Below are 17,883 nucleotides of genomic sequence, written 5' to 3'. Positions count from 1 at the left end.
AATTGTTTTCTTTGAAAGTGATTTATTAGAGTTATCTAGCATAAAAATATTATGTAAATCGTAATAATGCATTTTAGGAATAGTGATGTTCGTCCCTTTAAAGGACAGTGAGAAAATGACATGAATGTAGAAAGTAAGTGGCTAGAAGATTTCTTAGTGCTAGCAAAAGTGCGGAACTTTTCTCAAGCCGCGGCATTAAGGAATGTAACTCAACCCGCGTTTAGTCGACGAATTCGTTTATTAGAAGATACCGTGGGTGCTGAATTGATTGATCGAAAAAGTAAACCGATTGAGTTAACGCCCAGTGGGAAACTATTTCGGATCACGGCACGAACATTGGTTAATCAAATAATGACGGGTATTAATCAAATTTCAGATTTATCACGATTAGGAGGTAACGTCGTACAAATCGCGGCTGCTCATTCATTAGCTACAAGTTTAATTCCTACAATACAAAGCTTGTTACCAGAGAGTGATTACAAACCGATATTAAGTGTTGAGGCAATTGATGTTGATCAGGCGACCAAAGAATTAAGAGAGGGCGCGTGTGATATTTTATTAGCATTTGATGATGAGATCCTAAGACTGCCGCCTTATCAATCTCAATTACTGTCTAAAACCGAATTATTACCAGTTAGTGCATGTAACGAGCAAGGCAAGGCGATCTTTAATTTTGATAGTGGAGAGCCTTTACCGTGGTTAGCTTACAGTTCAACATCATACATGGGGAGACAAGTTGAAACAGTGCGAGAGCAAGTACAATTAAATCCAATATTCTCATCATCAATGACAGATATGCTAAAAATGTTGGTACTTGACCGTCAAGGTATTGCTTGGTTACCGGCTTATAGTATTAAAGAAGAGTTAAAACAAAAAAAAGTCGCAATTATTGGCGAACCAACATTACGACTTTCTATTGAGTATTATGCTTACCGCTATCAAGCTAGGTTGCATCCAGCAGGCGAGAAGGTTTGGAGCATTTTGTGTGAAATAGAGTCTTAGTTTTTACCTATAGGCTCTTTTTCTAAATTAATGGTTGGAACACATAGGATCAGAATAGATGCGCTTATAATTGAAGCCATCAGGTCGGTTGGCCAGTGCATACCAAGCCAAATACGACTAAAACCAACACCGACTCCCCAAGTAATAACAGCAGCGGTTAAAATGTAGTGCTTATGTCGTAGCAAAAATCCCCCCCAGAATAAAACACAAATAGCAGCAAATATAGTATGCCCCGATGGGAATGAATAGTTAGTACTTGCTCGCCACTGTTCAATGCGGGCTGGACTCACTTTGTTTTCCACATGGCTAATAAGTGCCTGCTTGCTGTCTTCATCTAATGAGTAAAAACCTTCAGTACTGTCAACAAGATCAACTTGTACTAAGGCTTGTGTATATGGGCGAGGGATCTCAGTTATTGCTTTCACGCCGCTTTTAAGCATAAAACTCAATACGAGAAGAATGCCAAATTGCATATATAAAGAGAGTATTTTTTTAATAGATAATCGCTGAATAATAGGGATTGAACAGAGAATAGCTAAGGTAAGAATAAATAGGTATTCACCTGCTGAACGACTAAACCATTTAAGGAGATCATTTTCAAAAGGTGGTAATGGCGTGAATAAATCAGGTCTAGGGGCCAATAATAAAATTATCCCCATTACTGAAATAAACAGAAAAAAAGCGATCAATTCGTAAGAGCGATGTTTAGGAGAAAAAGAAAAAAACATAATTATTCATTTAATAGGTTTTAGTGGGATGAGTTTACCTTTATTCGCTTATTAATAGTCAGAATAAAGCAAGGAAGGCCGCTAATTTCATAGTTCTTTGCCCCTATAGTATAACAATTTATTATGATAAATAGATGCTCTATATCTATAAGATATTTTATTGGAATAAATCGTCAGACACTCTTTTATTTAAAGAGTTCGATTATTTTATAGGTGTTTATAGGATCTCTAACCACCCAAAGGATACTGATGCCATCCTTGTATTCATTCATCTGAGCCATAGTTTATAACTATTATTGGTAAAACTGATAGATAGCTCTACGAATAAAGATTCTGCTTATACGGAGCCTTTTTTTTGTTTATAAATCATGGTCTAATTACAGTTCAATCATTATTTGGTATCAACATGTCTTCAGTTATTCGTCGAGCAAAAGAAACCGATCTATTTTGCCTAAACTCAATGATGTATCAGTTGCATGATGAGCATCATCAACAGTGCCCTGAATTATTTAAAACGGCGTCTGAAATTGAAGAAGAGAAAAGTATCTCTCGTTATTTAGATGATCCAGATTGCATGGTGTACGTGGCAGAACTTGAAGGTGTTGTTATTGGATTTGTGACAGGGCATTTTTGTGAATTGATTTCAACTGTAAGTAAACCTGTCATGATGGCAACAATAGATGAACTGTATGTTGAATCACAACATCGTAGAGAAGGTGTTGCTGAGCAATTAATGACACGAATTGAACAAGAGCTAAAAGACTATGGTGTGAGAGAGATTTTTGTTGAAGTGTGGGATTTTAATCAAACCGCGATAAATTTCTATCATCAGCAAGGCATGACAGATCATATTCACTATTTGCGAAAAGCATTAAAAGAGAGTGAGATATGAATAAGTTTTTTACTTTTGCTTTATTGCTTACAACATGCCTTTCAACCCTATTTTCGACTTCAACGATCGCGAATGAAGCCCCTATCTCAAAGGGCGCTGTGTGCGTGGTGGATGATGGTTTTCGTGTTGTTCTCATTGAAGAGTTAATTACGGGAAAATTATCACTGCCTGGAGGCTTAATTGATGAGGGAGAAACTCCACAACAAGCGGCTGAAAGAGAAACGTGGGAAGAAGCAGGCTTAGTTGTTACCGCAAAAGAGATACTGCATCAAGACGAAAAAGCGATAATTTACCGTTGTAGTAGTGACTCGGACATTATCGTATTTGATTTGGAGACCAGTAATGGTTTGTATCGGATCCCATCATGGTTTGCACCACATTATGGTGTAGAGACTGAAGCTGTATATTTAACAGAACCTTACAAAATAAAGTCAGATAAATATCGTTATCCAGAACAGTTAGAGCAACTTAAACATTGGTTTGCTAAGCCGTTAGAGAGTGATAATAAAATCACATGGGTGAATAATTTAGTTGATCAAGCCTCTGATATCCATCAAGTTGAATTACAGTTATTGACGTCATTACGAGCAAGTATAGATAGTTTACCTGCAATTATTAATATCAGTATTAAAATGTTTTTTACGGTAATTAATGAAACAGGGACTGAAGCTTTTTTCTATTTTCTATTTATTGTTGCTCTTGTTTATTTTGGCCGTGAAAGCGCGCTCACCTTACTATTTGGCATTATTTTAACCATTGTATTTGCCGAGCTAGCTAAGCAAGGGTTAGGGTTACCTCGACCATTTGTTTATGTTCCTCAATTACAGTTAACTCAAGCAAATGGTTTTGGATTACCAAGTATGAATGCCATGTTAGCCACGGTTATTTATGGGGTATTTTATCTTTCACTAAAGAGAAAGCAGATTTCATCAATAACATTGCATCGATTTGGTCTATTCTTTATTGGATTGATTATAACTCAATCAATTGCTCGAATTTGGCTTGGTATTCACTTTTTGAGTGATGCAATTGTGGGTATAGCATTAGGCGCGATGGTTATCGTTCACTTTTCGAGCTTACAGCGTAAGCATGGTGATTTGTTGTATCGCGTTATGGCAAGTTTACCGTTTTGGGTAATCATAGCTTTAGTCACAAGTGGTATTGCTTTTACTATGCAATATATGAATTATTTATATATGGCGTCACTATGCTGGGGTGTCATTTTAGCTATTCTGTTATCAAAAGAGCAGCCCATTCTAACTATTAAAGATCGTTTGATTACCTTGTTTGTTTTATTGATTATGGTAGTTAGTGCGCGTTTTGGTACGGGTTTACTATTAGATTCATTAGAAGCCAGTTCAGTAACAGTTCTAACAGTAAAATCGATCGCGAATTTATCGCTAATACTTATGATCCTTACCATATCTGCTTGGTTGCCACGCGGATTAAATCATAAAAAGAAAAATAAATAGAAAGAGAGACTGAGTAGCCTTATTTATGTGGAAGGCTACTCGGTAACGTACTGGAATAGGAAGTAAATGATTGGTTTATTTTGAATGCTTTTCTAACCACTCTAATGCTTCATTTTGGATTAGCACTCTTTTTGTTTTGTTTAGCTTCTTGCCAGAAAAGTCACGATATTTATCCGCATTAGGGTAGGCTTTTGCAGCGGCTAAATTAAACCAAAAATAGGCTTTTCCCATATCCTGTTTAACTTCAGAACCTTTAAAGTATAAAAAGCCCAAATTACGCATTGCGGTTGGGTTTCCAGCTTCTGCCGCTTGTATATAAAGCAATTCAGCTTGATGCGTACTTTGAACTAAGTCTTTACCATTAAGATATAAATCAGCTAAGTTATTCATAGCATTGCTATTATTCATTTCAATGGCTTTATTATACCAGTCAATAGCGATTGAGAACTTCTCTTGGCTTTCATAAATCTTACCAAGATTGTAGTAGGCCATGGAGCTTTCATTTGCTGCAGCTTTAGTAAAATATTGAATGGCTAAGTGTGTATTAACGTCAGTACCAATGCCTTTCGCGTAAATTACACCTATTTTATTTTGTGCTTCGATAGAGCCATTATTTGCGGCACTTGTTAACCAAGTGATGGCTTCTTTATAATTATCTTGGTTTAAATAAGCAGTACCTTTTAGATAATCATTGTGAGCTTCAGTATTAGCTAAGGCTAGAGAGGAGAATAATGACGCCGATAAGATTAGGGTTTTTAACATTAATTTCATTACAGAACCAAGAAGTTAGCCAATATAGAATGCCATTTTATCAATAAAGTATGGTGACAGCGAGAGATAAATTAATAGGGGCTTGATTCTATATTTTAAAAGGCACTTTATTAATTATAGAGTGCCTTTTCAATCATTACTTACTTTGTATCGCAATCGCTGGCGGATAGATATCTGATTTTCTAAACTCTTGCATCACACGCAGTGTAATATCCGTCTCAAATAACTTTTCAAATTTAATATCAACGACATAGGCTTTACACGTCAATTGTATAGCTAAGTAATTATCCGTTATTGTCTGCTTTACAAGTACGACGACAGGCTTTGGTAAATGGATATAACGACTTGATGATGCTGCTTCTTGAATAATATCACGAGCCGTATTTATGTCTTGATCCATTCCAATGTAAAAAGGAATAACGACTTGCATATCTAGTGCGCCGTAGTTTCCACTCATCGCGACTTCATTTAAGAATTTATTGTTTGGGATTGTAATGATATCGTCGTTTAATGTTTGCATACGGACTGAACGTAAACCAATGGCAATAATGTCCCCATAATGTCCTTCGAATGTCACTCTATCCCCAACCTGAAAAGGTCGGTCAATCATGATGGTTAAACCCGCAATGAAAGAAGCAGTAAGGTCTTTTAATGCAAAACCAACAGAGACGGCGAGAGTACCCCCTATCAACGCTAATACTCTTTCATCGACTCGAAAACTAAGCATGAATACCGCCATACCCGTCGACATATAAATAAAGAATTGAAAGAAAGATTGCAGCTTTTGCATCAACATTCGACGCTGAGCAAACTGGCTACTGATCCCATCAACAATAGATTGTGTAAAGCGGAGCAATAACCATGCAACAAATACAATGATGAATGAAAATGCGACACCACTCCAGCGGATCAAACTTGCGAATTGATGGAGATTATCAATTGATTGAGGATCTTCCGCTAATGCGGTATGTCCAAAGCTGAATGCAAAAAGAAAGACAAATAATCGAAACATATTATTTCACCAGTAAGTGTTGACGATGTAAAACATTAGTAATGTGACGGAACCAGTGATCGGAAATACGAGCTTTTTCTTCGTTCCATTCAATGTATCCACGACTTTGAAAGTATCGTAATGTACTGATCACTTCAGCTATGCTTAAACGACTGCATTCACAGACATCAGCAGGAGAGGCAATCTCCAGTTGTACAATCGAACGAAGTACTGCAAGCATTGGCTTAGGCATTGTCTCTAAGTCATCTGAATGAGGGGCTTTAAATAAGCGAACCAGCACTGCTTCAGTGTCTTTATCACGATGTAAAGATAATCGGAAAAAGCGTAATGCAACCGTAGGGTTACCATCCGAGTAATCCCATAAAATACGATAAAAGCCATTTCTAGCTCGCTCTTCTTCCGTTAAATTTTCCTCATCCCATTGTCTTGGCAGAATTAAGCCATCAAATGAAATAGAAGGCACCGTTTCATTAGTTTCTGGATTTTGTGTGGTGGTAATACGAGACTCAAGCAGTTGGGCTATCTGTTTTTCCCCCCATTTAGGCATGAAGGTAACCAGATCAAATAGCAAACGCTCTCCACGAGCTCGATCGATAAAACGCCAGCTCGATTTTTCAATAGCTAAAACAACGCGATGACTTTTACGAGCGCGACGCAATAAGTTGGTCAGTTTCATTAAATCCGCTAAACCATTTACTTTAGGCTTAACTAAGCGCTGTGCATTATCAAAAGCCAATAGGTAACAAGTTTCACTATTTCGTAAGTGCTGAAGAATATCTCTTTCAGTCGATTCTTCAGGTAACCCTAACTGTTTAGCAAATTCTGGTAATAAAGCAGAGTAGCCGTCATAAGGGCAATTTAAATACAGTGGCTGTGCATTTTTAACTTTATTTATAATTCGATTAAGTAGAGTGGTTGTACCAACGCCTCGTTCTCCTGAAAGAACACATACGGCAGGATTATCTGTTAATAAGTAACGAGAAAGCGCCGTCATTTCTTCTTTTGCATACTCTTCAATTAATGTTGATTCTTCTGAGCCTGGAGAAATATAATCAAAAGCGGCAGAGCCTTTGATTCGAACTAGGTTAGATTGTACACGTGAGACTTCTGTTTGTTTTGCGACTTCAATTCTAAATAAATACGCGAGAGCATGACTAAACGCGGTATATTGGGACAGTACGCTAATAATATTGTGTTGGATTGATCGCCAAGAGAGCCAAACCGCACCACTAGCCGTCGCTGCGATAGAGATCAGAAATGTATTTTGATTTCTTACTGCCCATTGAATAGATACTGGCAATGGATCTAGGAGATGAATCTTTTCAAAGACCGTTTCTTTCCATTGCTTTAGGGTATAAACCGTTAGAAGGACAAAAAATAGATAAACTAATGAATTGATCCATGCGTAAATTGTACCTTCACCAAGAGTGCGAGATGAAATCTGTAAAATAACACCGGCAACAATTCCTCCCCAAACATAGTGACGAATAGTGGCTAATCGACGAGCAATAACCTCTTTCTTATTATGTTTACTGTTACGGTAAATAAACTCTAGAATGAAGCTTACGGCAATAGAGCCACCTAAAATCCACCAGGTAAAGATCTCAAGGAAAATAAGATGTTGTAGGCTTGGAAGTGTCGAGATAATTCGTAATGTTACAGTAATTAATAGTAACCAAGCTATCGCTTTATGGGCACGAGTAAGGTACCAAATAGCCCTAATAATGATATTGGGTTTTGTCGAGCCTTCTAGATTTGATTTTTTAAAGTCATTGATTAAACGAGCGCTATTTTTTAACCACCAACTGAATATAAAAAAGACACACAATACTTTGAAAATAACACTGATAATAGGTACCGGTGAAATTTGTAAATCGCGTAATAAATTTTTGAAACTTCGAATTTGATAATGCAAATAATACTCAATGTTCAATCGAGTGATTGACAGCTCAGAATAGAATTGAGTTACGCCATAGGGACCAAATCCTGTTAACTGATCTCTAGTTGTTTGGTCAGTTAATTGTAGCAATAGCTGCTTACTAAGATTAAGAGAGTTTAGTGATTGGTGATCCGCTTCAACGACTAACCAATGAGCTTCATCACTATTATCTCGATAATCAACCAATGCTTTTTCAAGACCTTCGGCATGCTTTTTTTGCTGAGTAATTGTCGTCGATAATAGACGCTTTACCTGAGAGTAATCGTTTTTAGAGAAAAAGTGCTGCTCTGGTAGAGCCTGAATATTTTGCTCAATTTTTTGTGCTTGTGGCGAGATCTCTATTGGCTGTTCATCAGAAAGCCCCCAACTTGCATAACAAGCTTGAGATAAAGTGAAAAGAAGCATAAATAAAAAATAACGAGAGAGCTTTTTCATATAGACCAAATACAGAGTAATTTAATATTACCTTAGCGAATTTTTTGAAAAAAACCAGTAACAAAGCTAGGAATGGAGATGAAAATATAGATATGGCTTATCATTCTATTTATTTCTCTCTTTTTTGATTAAAAATATAAAGATAAGCCTATTTTGCAAAAGGTATTAATTCTAATTGGTAGGGAAAGGAACTAGAATAGAGGGATAAAAATGTATTCCTCTTTTGATGATATTTATATGTATTGGTTCTTATTTTTTACTGGCGTAATTTGCTTAATTGTTATGATTTTGCACTTTCAATCAGTTGAAAAGAAAAAAGTGTTAGCGGCGCAACGAAGAAGCAATTATTCGCCTTCTTCTCCTATCGTCGTTTTTGATGATGAAACAGACAGAAAAGATAAAATTGAGCGTGCAAATAAAGGCAATATCACCGCTCAGCTTGCCTTAGGGGCAGATCTAGAATTAGTCGACCAAAACGGAGCCATTAAATGGTATCTCAAAGCGGCAGAGCAAAATAGTCAACAAGCTTTTTATGCACTCGTTCGTCTTTATGATGATAACTATGATGATCCTGAATCGAGCGAAAAATCCAAATATTGGGCTGCTCGATTAGGCGATTCAAAAGGCAAGCAGAGTTCAACATTTAGGTTAGGCAAGCTGTACCTTGAAGGAGTTGGTTGCGAAAAAGATATTGAACTTGGAACCCAAACTATTACAGCATTAGCATTAAAAGAACATTTAGAGGCGCAGCTTTTTCTCGCTCAATGGTATCAAAAGCTTCAAGATGGTCATCCTGAAGGTTTCTATTGGATGTTAAGAGCTGCGTATCAAGGTGATCCCAAAGCAATGGTGACTGTCAGTTCCTGTTACTACCACGGGATAGGGGTAGAGAAAAATATTTATAAAGCGATTTATTGGACAGAGCGTGGAGGTGAACTTAAAATTCCTGAGTCACAACTTCGCTCAGCTCAATATAATCAAAAGATATCTTCTTCTCATAATGCGGTTGCTTATATTTGGGCTTATCTCGCGGTTGCGAGTGGTTATGAGGAAGCTCATAGTTTAAAGAATGACTTAGAAGCCAGTTTGCCTTTAGAAAATTTGTTAACGATTCAAAATGTGGCTCGTAAGTTACATGGATTGATGGATGAAAAGCCGGTAAAGAAACATTCGGTAATTCGTTTACTTAATAAGTTCTATGTAAGAGAAAATTACTTTCCGCCAGAAGACATTAATGATGAGTGTGCAATGTATACCAACTAGATTTCTTTCTTGGTGTTGTAACTAAATCAGTAGATATACCAATTAATAGATACAAAAATGCCAGCCTGTGAGGGCTGGCATTTTTTATACTTATCGAATTATTTATCGATTAATCATCACGCATAATACCAAGAATACTTAGTAGGCTGATGAAGATGTTGTAGATAGAAACATACAGCGTAATCGTTGCTGAGATGTAGCTTGTTTCACCGCCACGGATGATTGATTGTGTTGTAAGCAGAATCGCACCTGTAGAGAACAGAATGAACATGCCACTCATCGCAAGGTGTAATAAAGGCATTTGTAGGAAGATATTCGCTACCATACCAATTAGAAGCACAACGAAACCAGCCATTAGCACACCGTTAAGGAATGATAAATCACGCTTAGTTGTTAATGCGTAAGCCGATGCTGCCATGAATGATAATGCAGTACCGCCAAGAGCAGTTAAGATAACATCGCCCATACCTGCACCAATGTACATGTTCAGGATTGGACCAATGGTGTAACCTAAGAAACCAGTAAATAAGAAGGTAAATACAAGACCCATGCTGTTGTTACGGTTTTTCTCTGTTAGGAACAATAGGCCGTAGAAACCAACAAGCATAATGATAATACCTGGACGAGGTAAATTCAGAGCCATTGATACACCAGCAACAAGCGCCGACCATAACAGTGTCATAGACAGTAAGAAATAAGTATTACGTAATACTTTATTTGTTTGTAGAGCCGACTCTTGTGTATGAGTTTGGCCGAACATTTGATTATTCATCGTATTCCCCTTGGAATGGACAGACATAAATATATAGACAGTTATGGTGCCTATAGTTCAAAAAATCAAGTAAGTTCTAATTTTTGAACTGAATTAATTGAGCTAGAAACCATTTTACATCAGTGCATTAACTTAGCTTGTGTACTTTGTAAGCATCTGTAACAAAAAGCAGTGATCAAACGATCACTGCTTTTTAGTCTTACTTTTCGAGATAACCTCGTGATTTTAGTGATGCAAGATCTGACTTAAGAATAGCAGAGTTCTATCAGATTGTGGATTTTCAAAGAAATCGACGGGATTATTTTCTTCAATAATTTCGCCAGCATCCATGAAAATTACCCGATCGGCGACTTCTTTAGCAAACCCCATCTCATGAGTTACGCATAGCATTGTCATCCCTTCATCTGCAAGTTCAACCATTACATCAAGAACCTCACGAACCATTTCAGGATCGAGCGCAGATGTTGGCTCATCAAATAGCATCACTTGCGGATTCATGCATAGCGAGCGAGCAATCGCTACACGCTGTTGTTGCCCACCAGACAGTTGGCCTGGGTATTTATCGGCTTGATCTGGGATTTTTACACGCTCAAGAAATTGCATTGCTAATGCTTCCGCTTCTGCTTTTGGCATTTTCTTTACCCAAATAGGCGCTAAGGTACAATTTTCAAGTACGGTTAGGTGAGGGAAGAGGTTGAAGTGCTGGAAACACATGCCAACTTCTCTACGTACTGCTTCTATATTCTTTAAGTCTTCGGTAAGTTCTGTACCTGAAACGTAAATATGTCCCTTTTGGTGCTCTTCTAGACGGTTAATACATCGGATCATGGTTGATTTACCCGAGCCAGAAGGGCCACAAATAACAATCTTTTCGCCTTTTTTTACTTGTAAGTTGATGTTCTTAAGCACATGAAATTCGCCATACCATTTGTTCATGTCATCTAACTTAATCATATAATCTTGTTGAGTTGTCATAACTACATCCTTGAATTCTGTTAATTATCGCTTGTGGCCTGTATGAAGTTTGTTTTCTAAATAGATGGAGTATCTCGACATAGAGAAACAGAACACCCAGAAAACCAAAGCGACAAAGACATAACTTTCTGTTGAAAACCCTAACCACTCAGGATCGGTATTTGCGGCTTGGCCAATACCGAGCACATCAAACATACCTATAATAAGTACCAGACTTGTATCTTTAAATAAGCCAATGAAGGTATTTACGATTGATGGAATAGTGATTTTTAATGCTTGTGGCAAGATGATTAAGCGCATCTTTTTCCAATAGCCCAATCCAAGTGCATCAGCCGCTTCATATTGACCTTTTGGTATTGCTTGTAAGCCACCACGAACCACTTCAGCCATATATGCAGCACTAAATAAAACCACACCAATGAGTGCTCTAAAGAGTTTATCTAGCTCCATACCTTCAGATAAAAACAGTGGAAGCATAACCGAAGCCATAAAGAGAACCGTGATTAATGGAACACCACGCCAAATCTCAATATACACGGTACACATGCTGCGAATTATTGGCATTTCAGAACGGCGACCTAGTGCAAGAGCGACACCAATAGGAAGCGAAACAACGATCCCCACGATGGCAATAACTAAGGTAATTAATAACCCACCCCAAAGGTGTGTATCAACAACCGGTAAACCAAATACGCCGCCATACAATAAGAAGGCTGCAAAGAATGGGAAGATGTTTACAAATACTAACCAAATAGCCACTTTTTTAGGTGTATGTTCATAGGCTAGTAGAGCTACAAAGATAGCTAACAGACCATAAAATAGCTGAGGGCGCCAGAGTTCATCAGTAGGGTAGAAGCCATACATGAACTGGTCCCAACGAACGTTGATCATTACCCAACAAGCGCCTTCACTTGAGCAGGCATCACGTGTTGTTCCTATCCAATCGGCATTGATTAAAGCCCAATTGACCGCATTCCATAGGCCACTAAATGCTAAATACGCAATAATAATCGTCAGAATTGAATTAATAGGGCCGTTAAATAGATGTTTCTTAAGCCAAGTTACTGCGCCAACCGTATTTGCTGGTGGCGGAAGATCTGGCTGAAATTGATGTATGCTCATGATTACCTCTCAACCAGTGCGACTTTACTGTTATAAATATTCATCAAGAATGAGGTCAATAGACTTAAGGTTAAATAAACCGCCATTGTCATTGTGATGATCTCAATAGCTTGTCCGGTTTGGTTTAACGTAGTACCTGCAAATACAGACACTAAATCAGGATAACCAATCGCCATTGCTAATGAGGAGTTTTTCGTTAAGTTTAAGTATTGGCTTGTTAGAGGGGGAATAATGATGCGCATCGCTTGTGGGATAACGACAAGTTTTAGTGTTTTATTTCTAGGTAAACCTAAAGCCATTGCTGCTTCTGTTTGTCCATGGCTAACCGCGTTAATACCTGAACGAACAATCTCTGCAATAAAAGAAGCAGTATAAACACTTAATGCTACAACTAATGCGGCTAATTCAGGAATAATACTAATACCACCTTTAAAGTTAAATCCCTTAAGTTCTGGGTACTCAATGGTGATCGGCATTCCTGAAATAAAGTAAGCCATCGTTGGTAAACCAATAAGGGCTAATAGTGAATATCGAAGCAAAGGGGTCTGTTGACCAGTAAGTGTTTGTTTGTTCTTTGCCCATTTAGATAAAAAGATAATAAAGACAATCGCAATAATTACTGCCATGCCGATAAGGTTAGAACCTTCTTCAAATATAGGTCCTGGAAAGAATAATCCACGAACATTTAAGAATACGCTTTCGCCTAAACTCAAACTTTGGCGTGGAGATGGGAGTGCTTGTAATACAGCGAAATACCAAAAGAAAATTTGCAATAAAAGGGGGATATTTCGGAACGTTTCTATATAGACGGCAGCGCATCGACTGACGAGCCAGTTGTTAGATAATCGAGCAATACCAACAGTAAACCCAAGTACAGTCGCAAATAAAATCCCTAAAATAGAGACTAATGCTGTGTTTAAAAGCCCAACAATAAAAGTGCGTCCATAGGTGTGTGTTTCATCATACTCCACTAAAGATAAACCAATACCAAAGCCAGCCTCTTGATTTAAAAACCCAAGACCAGTCGCGATACCACGAGATTCTAAATTGGATAATGCATTGTTAACTATGGAATAAAAGAAAAATACAAGAGCAGCAACTGCTATCACTTGGAATAAAATCGCACGAAATGTTGGATTATAAAAGAGGTTTTTATTTTTAGATGACATACAACTACAACCTTAAATCCATTTATCAAAAGGGGTGAAAATTCACCCCATAAAATTGTGTTACTTATCTTTATTATTAGTTGATTAACGAATTGGAGCGGCGTACATGAAACCGCCTGCATTCCAAAGGGCATTTACGCCACGTGAGATTTGTAGAGGAGAACCTTTACCAACCGTGCGCTCAAAACTTTCGCCGTAGTTACCCACTTGTTTCACGACTTGGTAGCCCCAATCATCACGGATCCCTAAGCCTTTACCTTTAGGTCCGTCAACGCCAAGAATACGTTTGATGTTTGGATCTTTTGATTTTAGCATTTGGTCTGCATTCTTAGAGTTAATGCCGTATTCTTCAGCATTAATCATTGCACTCAACACCCATTTATTGATGTTGAACCATTGGTCATCACCTTGACGAACAACGGGGCCTAGTGGTTCTTTTGAAATGATTTCAGGTAATACTTGTGCTGTTTTTGGATCTTTTAGATTCAAACGAAGGGCATATAAGCCAGATTGGTCAGTAGTTAGGACATCACATCGACCTGCATCAAAGCCTTTAGAGGTTTGCGCCGCGGTATCAAATACAACAGGTTTGTATTCCATGTCATTGTTACGGAAGTAATCGGCAAGATTAAGCTCTGTTGTTGTTCCTGATTGAACACAAACAGATGCGCCATCAAGTTCTTTTGCACTGGTTAAGCCAAGGTCTTTTTTCACCATGAAACCCTGACCATCATAGTAGTTAACACCAACAAAATTTAAACCTAAAGAAGTGTCGCGGTGTAGTGTCCATGTTGTATTACGAGAAAGAACGTCGATTTCACCCGATTGTAGAGCAGTAAAACGCTCTTTTGCAGTTAGCGGAACATATTTAACTTTTGATTTATCGCCTAAAACAGCTGCGGCAACCGCTTGACAGAATTCTACATCAATACCTTCCCATTCACCTTTTGAGTTTGGGTTTGAAAAGCCAGGAAGGCCGGTACTAACACCACATTGTAAATATCCATTTTTTTTCACTTTTTCTAATGTACCGTTTGCAGCAACAGCTTGTGTTGATAGCAGCAATGCAGAAGCGGTAAGTGCAGCATAGAGTGGGGTCGTTTTAAATTTCATCTGTGTTCTTCCTTGTAATCCATTATTGAATTGGCGTATCACAATCTATTGTGTTGTGTTGGCCATTTGGTAACGGGTCGCTCAGTTTGTAAGCAACTGTATTTAAAACATATAGAATAGTTATTAATTTGTGAAATCATGTACTGTCTAAATTATAGGCAAAGAGATCTGTGTTTTCCAAAAAATATAGTGGATTGAACTGCAATATTAACTTTATCTAGTGTAATTTATCTGGTCTTACATCTATAAATGTAACAATATTGTTAATTTATTTATTTTTTGAATCTGTTAAGTGGAAATGAACAAAATAGTGAATAAATACCTTCTTTTGTTAAAGCAAGGTATAGTGAGTCAAGAACATAAAACGTAAGGATAAAAGCAGTAATGAGATATTTTCCCATTTTTATGGATATTCAAAAGCGACCAGTCTTAGTCATTGGTGGTGGGGAAGTTGCGTGTCGAAAGATTGATATGCTATTGCAAGCAGATGCAGATATTACTGTGGTCGCTCCTTCGATCAAACCCTACTTGATGAATTATGTAGAAGAAGGAAAAATTCACTATATAAAAGGGTTTTACCATAGTGAATTATTAACAAAAGAATATGTGCAAGTTTGGGCAACGACGGATAATTCAGATCTAAATCATCAAGTTTATCGTGATGCACATGACGCTCGTATTTTAGTGAATGTTGTGGATGATACCCCACACTGCGATTTTATTACCCCATCAATGGTGAATCGTGGGCGAGTACAAGTTGCTATATCAAGTGGTGGCTCATCACCAGTATTGATTCGTATTATACGAGAGCAAATAGAAACGCAATTATCGACAAAAGTAGCGATGTTGGCTGATTTTGGAGCAGATAAAAGAAATGTAATTAAACAACACTTTTTAACCGTAGACGAAAGAAGAAAGTTTTGGGAAACCTTTTTACGTGCGCCAGAAATAGAGACACTGACAACTCGTAATGAACTTGAACATCTTTTTAGTCAGCACCTTTCAAAAAATATTGAAACAACGGCTGAGCGTAATTGGATTGAATACCATCAAGAGACGGAAATGTTGACGTTAAAATCGTTACGTTTGATGCAGCAAGCCGAATGGGTGATCTGCTTTGAAGATTGTCCATCTGAGTTTGTTGAATTATGCCGTCGTGATGCAGAGCGCTTATTTGTTAGTTCAGAGCAAGAAATCGTCGAATATTTGGCTCAAGCAGAACGAGAAAAAATTCGAGTTACGATCTTAATGAAAAAAGGTCATCTCGTACGCAATGAGAAATTACAGAGTTACTTATCAAGTGATATCTATGTGCCAACACTTTAAGGAAAGTGGATGCAATATTTAACAATAAAGGATGCCATAGAAGAGCAAATAGAAAGTGGCATGCTTGAACCAGGGCATAAGCTGCCTTCGGAAAGAGTATTAGCAGAAGCATTTTCAACGACTCGAATTACGTTACGTGAAGCGCTTAATTATTTAGCTTTATCAGGAAAAGTATACAAAGAAGAGAGAAGGGGGTGGTTTGTATCTAAGGAAGCCCTGGCGTTTAATCCACTTGCCGAAATTGATCTTCCATTGGTATGTAAGCAAAAAAATAGATCTTATAGCATTAAAACGCTTGATTCAAAGCGTCTATTAGCACCTAAAATTGTGGCTGACACATTAAAGTTAGCCCCTTTTTCCTATGTTTTAATGTATAGTCGATTGATCATACTAGAAAACCGAAAGATAGCCGTTCAATATCTGTATCTGCCAGAGTTATTATTCCCATCATTAAAAAAAATGGATAATGACAATAACGTTATAGATCTTATGAAAGAGCATTATGGCTTAGAAAATAATAACTTATCGTTAAAACTTGGTGTTATTCCCGCGACAGAATTTGAGTCCGGTATATTGAATATTAGCTCAGGAAGTATGTTGTTGGATATTCAGCAATCTGCAATAAATAACGATAAAAAAGGCTATTTATTACAGGTGACCCGCTGTTGTCATGATGCGATTGAGATTAAGATTGATTAAAGTATTTAGAAGGCATTGAGTTGTTTTATTTGATTAATCAACTCACCTTCGGTGACAGGTTCTGAATCAAGGTTAAATTCAGTAGAAGCACCACCTTTTAACATATAGACAGTAGTACCGCAGTGATCATAATGGAACCATTTGCCATCAATACATACATCGGTATAGCACTTAGGGTTTCTTAATAACGTCATAAAATCCCTCCCTGATACATTTTATTAACAAATTTAAAGTGTCGTGGAATAGAGACATAACTTTTGATCTAAATCAATTGAAACCTTATTTGATGTGTATTTGTTGCTAAACTGTTAATTTAGTCGCTTTGGCGCTTGAGCTCCAGCAACAGGTCGATTAACTGAAATAGTTCGACCTTTTTTAAGCCCTTTTTCGTAATCCGCTGTCATATTAGCCATGGCTTCACGTAGCTGTTGCTTAAATGTTTCGCGGTCGATATTTTTAAATTCTTTATCGATGTAATCATTAATTTTGTTGGCTGATTCATCATCGGGTGCAATGACGGGTAATTTTTCAAGAGCGCCTTCAATCCAACCAGCTAAAAATGAATTCACTCGTTTAGTGACTTCGAGTTGTCCTTTGCCAGAGCCTGCAAAACTATTTTTAAACTGACCTGTTTGTTCATTCATTTCGCGATAAACAATATCGAAGGCGAAAGCCGCAAAAATAGCACGATCAGCAGATCCAATAAATTCGACTTTTTTGAGTCCTTTATGATTTAGCAATACGGCTTCAACACCAAATCGAGTGTTGATACCACGAATGATCTTTAAAATATTGCTGCCAACGTTACTTGGGAGTAGATGAGTACTTTGGGTTTTTCCCATCTTGATAAACTCAATGTCATCTTTTTCAAGACCATACTTAAGCATAAGGCGATGCGCCATCTTAATGGCTTGAGCGGCTTCATTCACATTAGCTGAATTACCGAGTTCAAGACATTTAGCGATCTTTTTTAGAGCCTTTTGCTTTGTAGACGACATAGATTTACCTTACTTTTTAGCGGGTCGTTATTTTACCTGTCTCTTATTTGATTTGGAAGGTATTTGGTATTCAAAAGATGCAGAAGAGGATTTAATAATGAGAAAAGAAGAACTTACTTATATACTTAGGGTTGTGGATGGTGCTCTTTATGTCTGTCAACAATCACAAAGAAACACCATTGTCTTAACTATTAA

17 protein-coding genes are annotated in these 17,883 nt (G+C 37.5%); 6 read left to right on the top strand and 11 right to left on the bottom strand.

Translation table 11 applies throughout. From position 1 onward, the window contains the following. Positions 1-120: 120 nt before the first annotated feature. Positions 121-1,002 carry a LysR substrate-binding domain-containing protein gene (locus AC2INI_RS08315; protein ID WP_486304600.1) on the top strand — a complete coding sequence of 294 codons (882 nt, stop codon included), beginning with the start codon at positions 121-123 and terminating at the stop codon, positions 1,000-1,002. Here AC2INI_RS08315 and AC2INI_RS08310 read toward each other — a convergent pair. Then, positions 999-1,730 (bottom strand): phosphatase PAP2 family protein, encoded by a 732-nt coding sequence (locus AC2INI_RS08310; RefSeq protein WP_486304599.1) that lies wholly within the window; start codon positions 1,728-1,730, stop codon positions 999-1,001. The two genes, AC2INI_RS08315 and AC2INI_RS08310, sit on opposite strands and share 4 nt — an antisense overlap. Before the next feature lie 406 nt (positions 1,731-2,136). Between AC2INI_RS08310 and AC2INI_RS08305 the strand changes: the two genes are divergently transcribed. Both AC2INI_RS08305 and AC2INI_RS08300 read left to right on the top strand, forming a co-directional pair. After that, on the top strand, positions 2,137-2,622 hold the full coding sequence (locus AC2INI_RS08305; protein ID WP_122033041.1) for a GNAT family N-acetyltransferase: 486 nt from the start codon (positions 2,137-2,139) through the stop codon (positions 2,620-2,622). Further along, entirely contained in the window at positions 2,619-4,094 is a 1,476-nt protein-coding gene (locus AC2INI_RS08300) for a bifunctional NUDIX hydrolase/phosphatase PAP2 family protein (protein ID WP_486304598.1), read from the top strand. Before AC2INI_RS08305 ends, AC2INI_RS08300 begins: the two co-directional genes overlap by 4 nt. A gap of 75 nt (positions 4,095-4,169) precedes the next feature. Here the strand turns inward: AC2INI_RS08300 and AC2INI_RS08295 are convergent, their stop codons facing one another. From AC2INI_RS08295 to AC2INI_RS08285, 3 genes are all read right to left on the bottom strand, one after another. Next, positions 4,170-4,865 (bottom strand): tetratricopeptide repeat protein, encoded by a 696-nt coding sequence (locus AC2INI_RS08295; protein ID WP_122033039.1) that lies wholly within the window; start codon positions 4,863-4,865, stop codon positions 4,170-4,172. A 136-nt stretch (positions 4,866-5,001) separates the two neighbouring features. Next, the gene (locus AC2INI_RS08290; RefSeq protein ID WP_486304597.1) at positions 5,002-5,877 is read right to left on the bottom strand and encodes a mechanosensitive ion channel family protein; all 876 of its coding nucleotides are present in this window, start codon (positions 5,875-5,877) and stop codon (positions 5,002-5,004) included. Position 5,878: 1 nt separating this feature from the next. Continuing rightward, complete coding sequence (locus AC2INI_RS08285) at positions 5,879-8,251, bottom strand: ATP-binding protein (RefSeq protein WP_486304596.1); 2,373 nt, start codon at positions 8,249-8,251, stop codon at positions 5,879-5,881. A gap of 210 nt (positions 8,252-8,461) precedes the next feature. On the opposite strand from AC2INI_RS08285, the gene AC2INI_RS08280 reads away from it, so the two are divergent. Continuing rightward, positions 8,462-9,514: a tetratricopeptide repeat protein gene (locus tag AC2INI_RS08280; RefSeq protein WP_254052599.1), complete on the top strand. Its 1,053-nt coding sequence runs from the start codon at positions 8,462-8,464 to the stop codon at positions 9,512-9,514. A 109-nt stretch (positions 9,515-9,623) separates the two neighbouring features. On the opposite strand, the gene AC2INI_RS08275 is transcribed toward AC2INI_RS08280, so the two are convergent. The 5 genes from AC2INI_RS08275 to AC2INI_RS08255 form a co-directional block, all read right to left on the bottom strand. Then, positions 9,624-10,286 carry a Bax inhibitor-1/YccA family protein gene (locus AC2INI_RS08275; protein ID WP_045102312.1) on the bottom strand — a complete coding sequence of 221 codons (663 nt, stop codon included), beginning with the start codon at positions 10,284-10,286 and terminating at the stop codon, positions 9,624-9,626. Positions 10,287-10,511: 225 nt separating this feature from the next. Then, positions 10,512-11,261, bottom strand: a complete 750-nt coding sequence (locus AC2INI_RS08270) for an amino acid ABC transporter ATP-binding protein (RefSeq protein WP_486304595.1) — start codon at positions 11,259-11,261, stop codon at positions 10,512-10,514. Positions 11,262-11,285: 24 nt separating this feature from the next. Further along, complete coding sequence (locus tag AC2INI_RS08265; RefSeq protein ID WP_045102310.1) at positions 11,286-12,383, bottom strand: amino acid ABC transporter permease; 1,098 nt, start codon at positions 12,381-12,383, stop codon at positions 11,286-11,288. A 2-nt stretch (positions 12,384-12,385) separates the two neighbouring features. Beyond that, complete coding sequence (locus AC2INI_RS08260; RefSeq protein WP_045102309.1) at positions 12,386-13,552, bottom strand: amino acid ABC transporter permease; 1,167 nt, start codon at positions 13,550-13,552, stop codon at positions 12,386-12,388. 84 nt (positions 13,553-13,636) lie between these two features. After that, positions 13,637-14,665, bottom strand: coding sequence for an amino acid ABC transporter substrate-binding protein (locus AC2INI_RS08255; protein ID WP_486304594.1), 1,029 nt, complete (start codon positions 14,663-14,665; stop codon positions 13,637-13,639). Positions 14,666-15,049: 384 nt separating this feature from the next. On the opposite strand from AC2INI_RS08255, the gene AC2INI_RS08250 reads away from it, so the two are divergent. Further along, entirely contained in the window at positions 15,050-15,991 is a 942-nt protein-coding gene (locus tag AC2INI_RS08250; RefSeq protein ID WP_486304593.1) for a precorrin-2 dehydrogenase/sirohydrochlorin ferrochelatase family protein, read from the top strand. Positions 15,992-16,000: 9 nt separating this feature from the next. Next, positions 16,001-16,690: a GntR family transcriptional regulator gene (locus AC2INI_RS08245; protein WP_486304592.1), complete on the top strand. Its 690-nt coding sequence runs from the start codon at positions 16,001-16,003 to the stop codon at positions 16,688-16,690. A 5-nt stretch (positions 16,691-16,695) separates the two neighbouring features. On the opposite strand, the gene AC2INI_RS08240 is transcribed toward AC2INI_RS08245, so the two are convergent. Then, complete coding sequence (locus tag AC2INI_RS08240; RefSeq protein ID WP_486304591.1) at positions 16,696-16,884, bottom strand: hypothetical protein; 189 nt, start codon at positions 16,882-16,884, stop codon at positions 16,696-16,698. 114 nt (positions 16,885-16,998) lie between these two features. Then, positions 16,999-17,688 carry a DUF2786 domain-containing protein gene (locus AC2INI_RS08235; protein WP_122033022.1) on the bottom strand — a complete coding sequence of 230 codons (690 nt, stop codon included), beginning with the start codon at positions 17,686-17,688 and terminating at the stop codon, positions 16,999-17,001. Positions 17,689-17,883: the final 195 nt, after the last annotated feature.

This window comes from Aliivibrio friggae, from assembly GCF_057368515.1.
Note: the sequence above shows the minus strand (reverse complement) of the source record. Positions and strands in the feature narration are given on the sequence as shown.

Excerpts from the sequence above, each read along its gene's own strand:
- AC2INI_RS08315 (WP_486304600.1), top strand. The coding sequence starts at position 121 with ATGAATGTAGAAAGTAAGTGGCTAGAAGATTTCTTAGTGCTAGCAAAA.
- AC2INI_RS08310 (WP_486304599.1), bottom strand. The coding sequence starts at position 1,730 with ATGTTTTTTTCTTTTTCTCCTAAACATCGCTCTTACGAATTGATCGCT.
- AC2INI_RS08305 (WP_122033041.1), top strand. The coding sequence starts at position 2,137 with ATGTCTTCAGTTATTCGTCGAGCAAAAGAAACCGATCTATTTTGCCTA.
- AC2INI_RS08300 (WP_486304598.1), top strand. The coding sequence starts at position 2,619 with ATGAATAAGTTTTTTACTTTTGCTTTATTGCTTACAACATGCCTTTCA.
- AC2INI_RS08295 (WP_122033039.1), bottom strand. The coding sequence starts at position 4,865 with ATGAAATTAATGTTAAAAACCCTAATCTTATCGGCGTCATTATTCTCC.
- AC2INI_RS08290 (WP_486304597.1), bottom strand. The coding sequence starts at position 5,877 with ATGTTTCGATTATTTGTCTTTCTTTTTGCATTCAGCTTTGGACATACC.
- AC2INI_RS08285 (WP_486304596.1), bottom strand. The coding sequence starts at position 8,251 with ATGAAAAAGCTCTCTCGTTATTTTTTATTTATGCTTCTTTTCACTTTA.
- AC2INI_RS08280 (WP_254052599.1), top strand. The coding sequence starts at position 8,462 with ATGTATTCCTCTTTTGATGATATTTATATGTATTGGTTCTTATTTTTT.
- AC2INI_RS08275 (WP_045102312.1), bottom strand. The coding sequence starts at position 10,286 with ATGAATAATCAAATGTTCGGCCAAACTCATACACAAGAGTCGGCTCTA.
- AC2INI_RS08270 (WP_486304595.1), bottom strand. The coding sequence starts at position 11,261 with ATGACAACTCAACAAGATTATATGATTAAGTTAGATGACATGAACAAA.
- AC2INI_RS08265 (WP_045102310.1), bottom strand. The coding sequence starts at position 12,383 with ATGAGCATACATCAATTTCAGCCAGATCTTCCGCCACCAGCAAATACG.
- AC2INI_RS08260 (WP_045102309.1), bottom strand. The coding sequence starts at position 13,552 with ATGTCATCTAAAAATAAAAACCTCTTTTATAATCCAACATTTCGTGCG.
- AC2INI_RS08255 (WP_486304594.1), bottom strand. The coding sequence starts at position 14,665 with ATGAAATTTAAAACGACCCCACTCTATGCTGCACTTACCGCTTCTGCA.
- AC2INI_RS08250 (WP_486304593.1), top strand. The coding sequence starts at position 15,050 with ATGAGATATTTTCCCATTTTTATGGATATTCAAAAGCGACCAGTCTTA.
- AC2INI_RS08245 (WP_486304592.1), top strand. The coding sequence starts at position 16,001 with ATGCAATATTTAACAATAAAGGATGCCATAGAAGAGCAAATAGAAAGT.
- AC2INI_RS08240 (WP_486304591.1), bottom strand. The coding sequence starts at position 16,884 with ATGACGTTATTAAGAAACCCTAAGTGCTATACCGATGTATGTATTGAT.
- AC2INI_RS08235 (WP_122033022.1), bottom strand. The coding sequence starts at position 17,688 with ATGTCGTCTACAAAGCAAAAGGCTCTAAAAAAGATCGCTAAATGTCTT.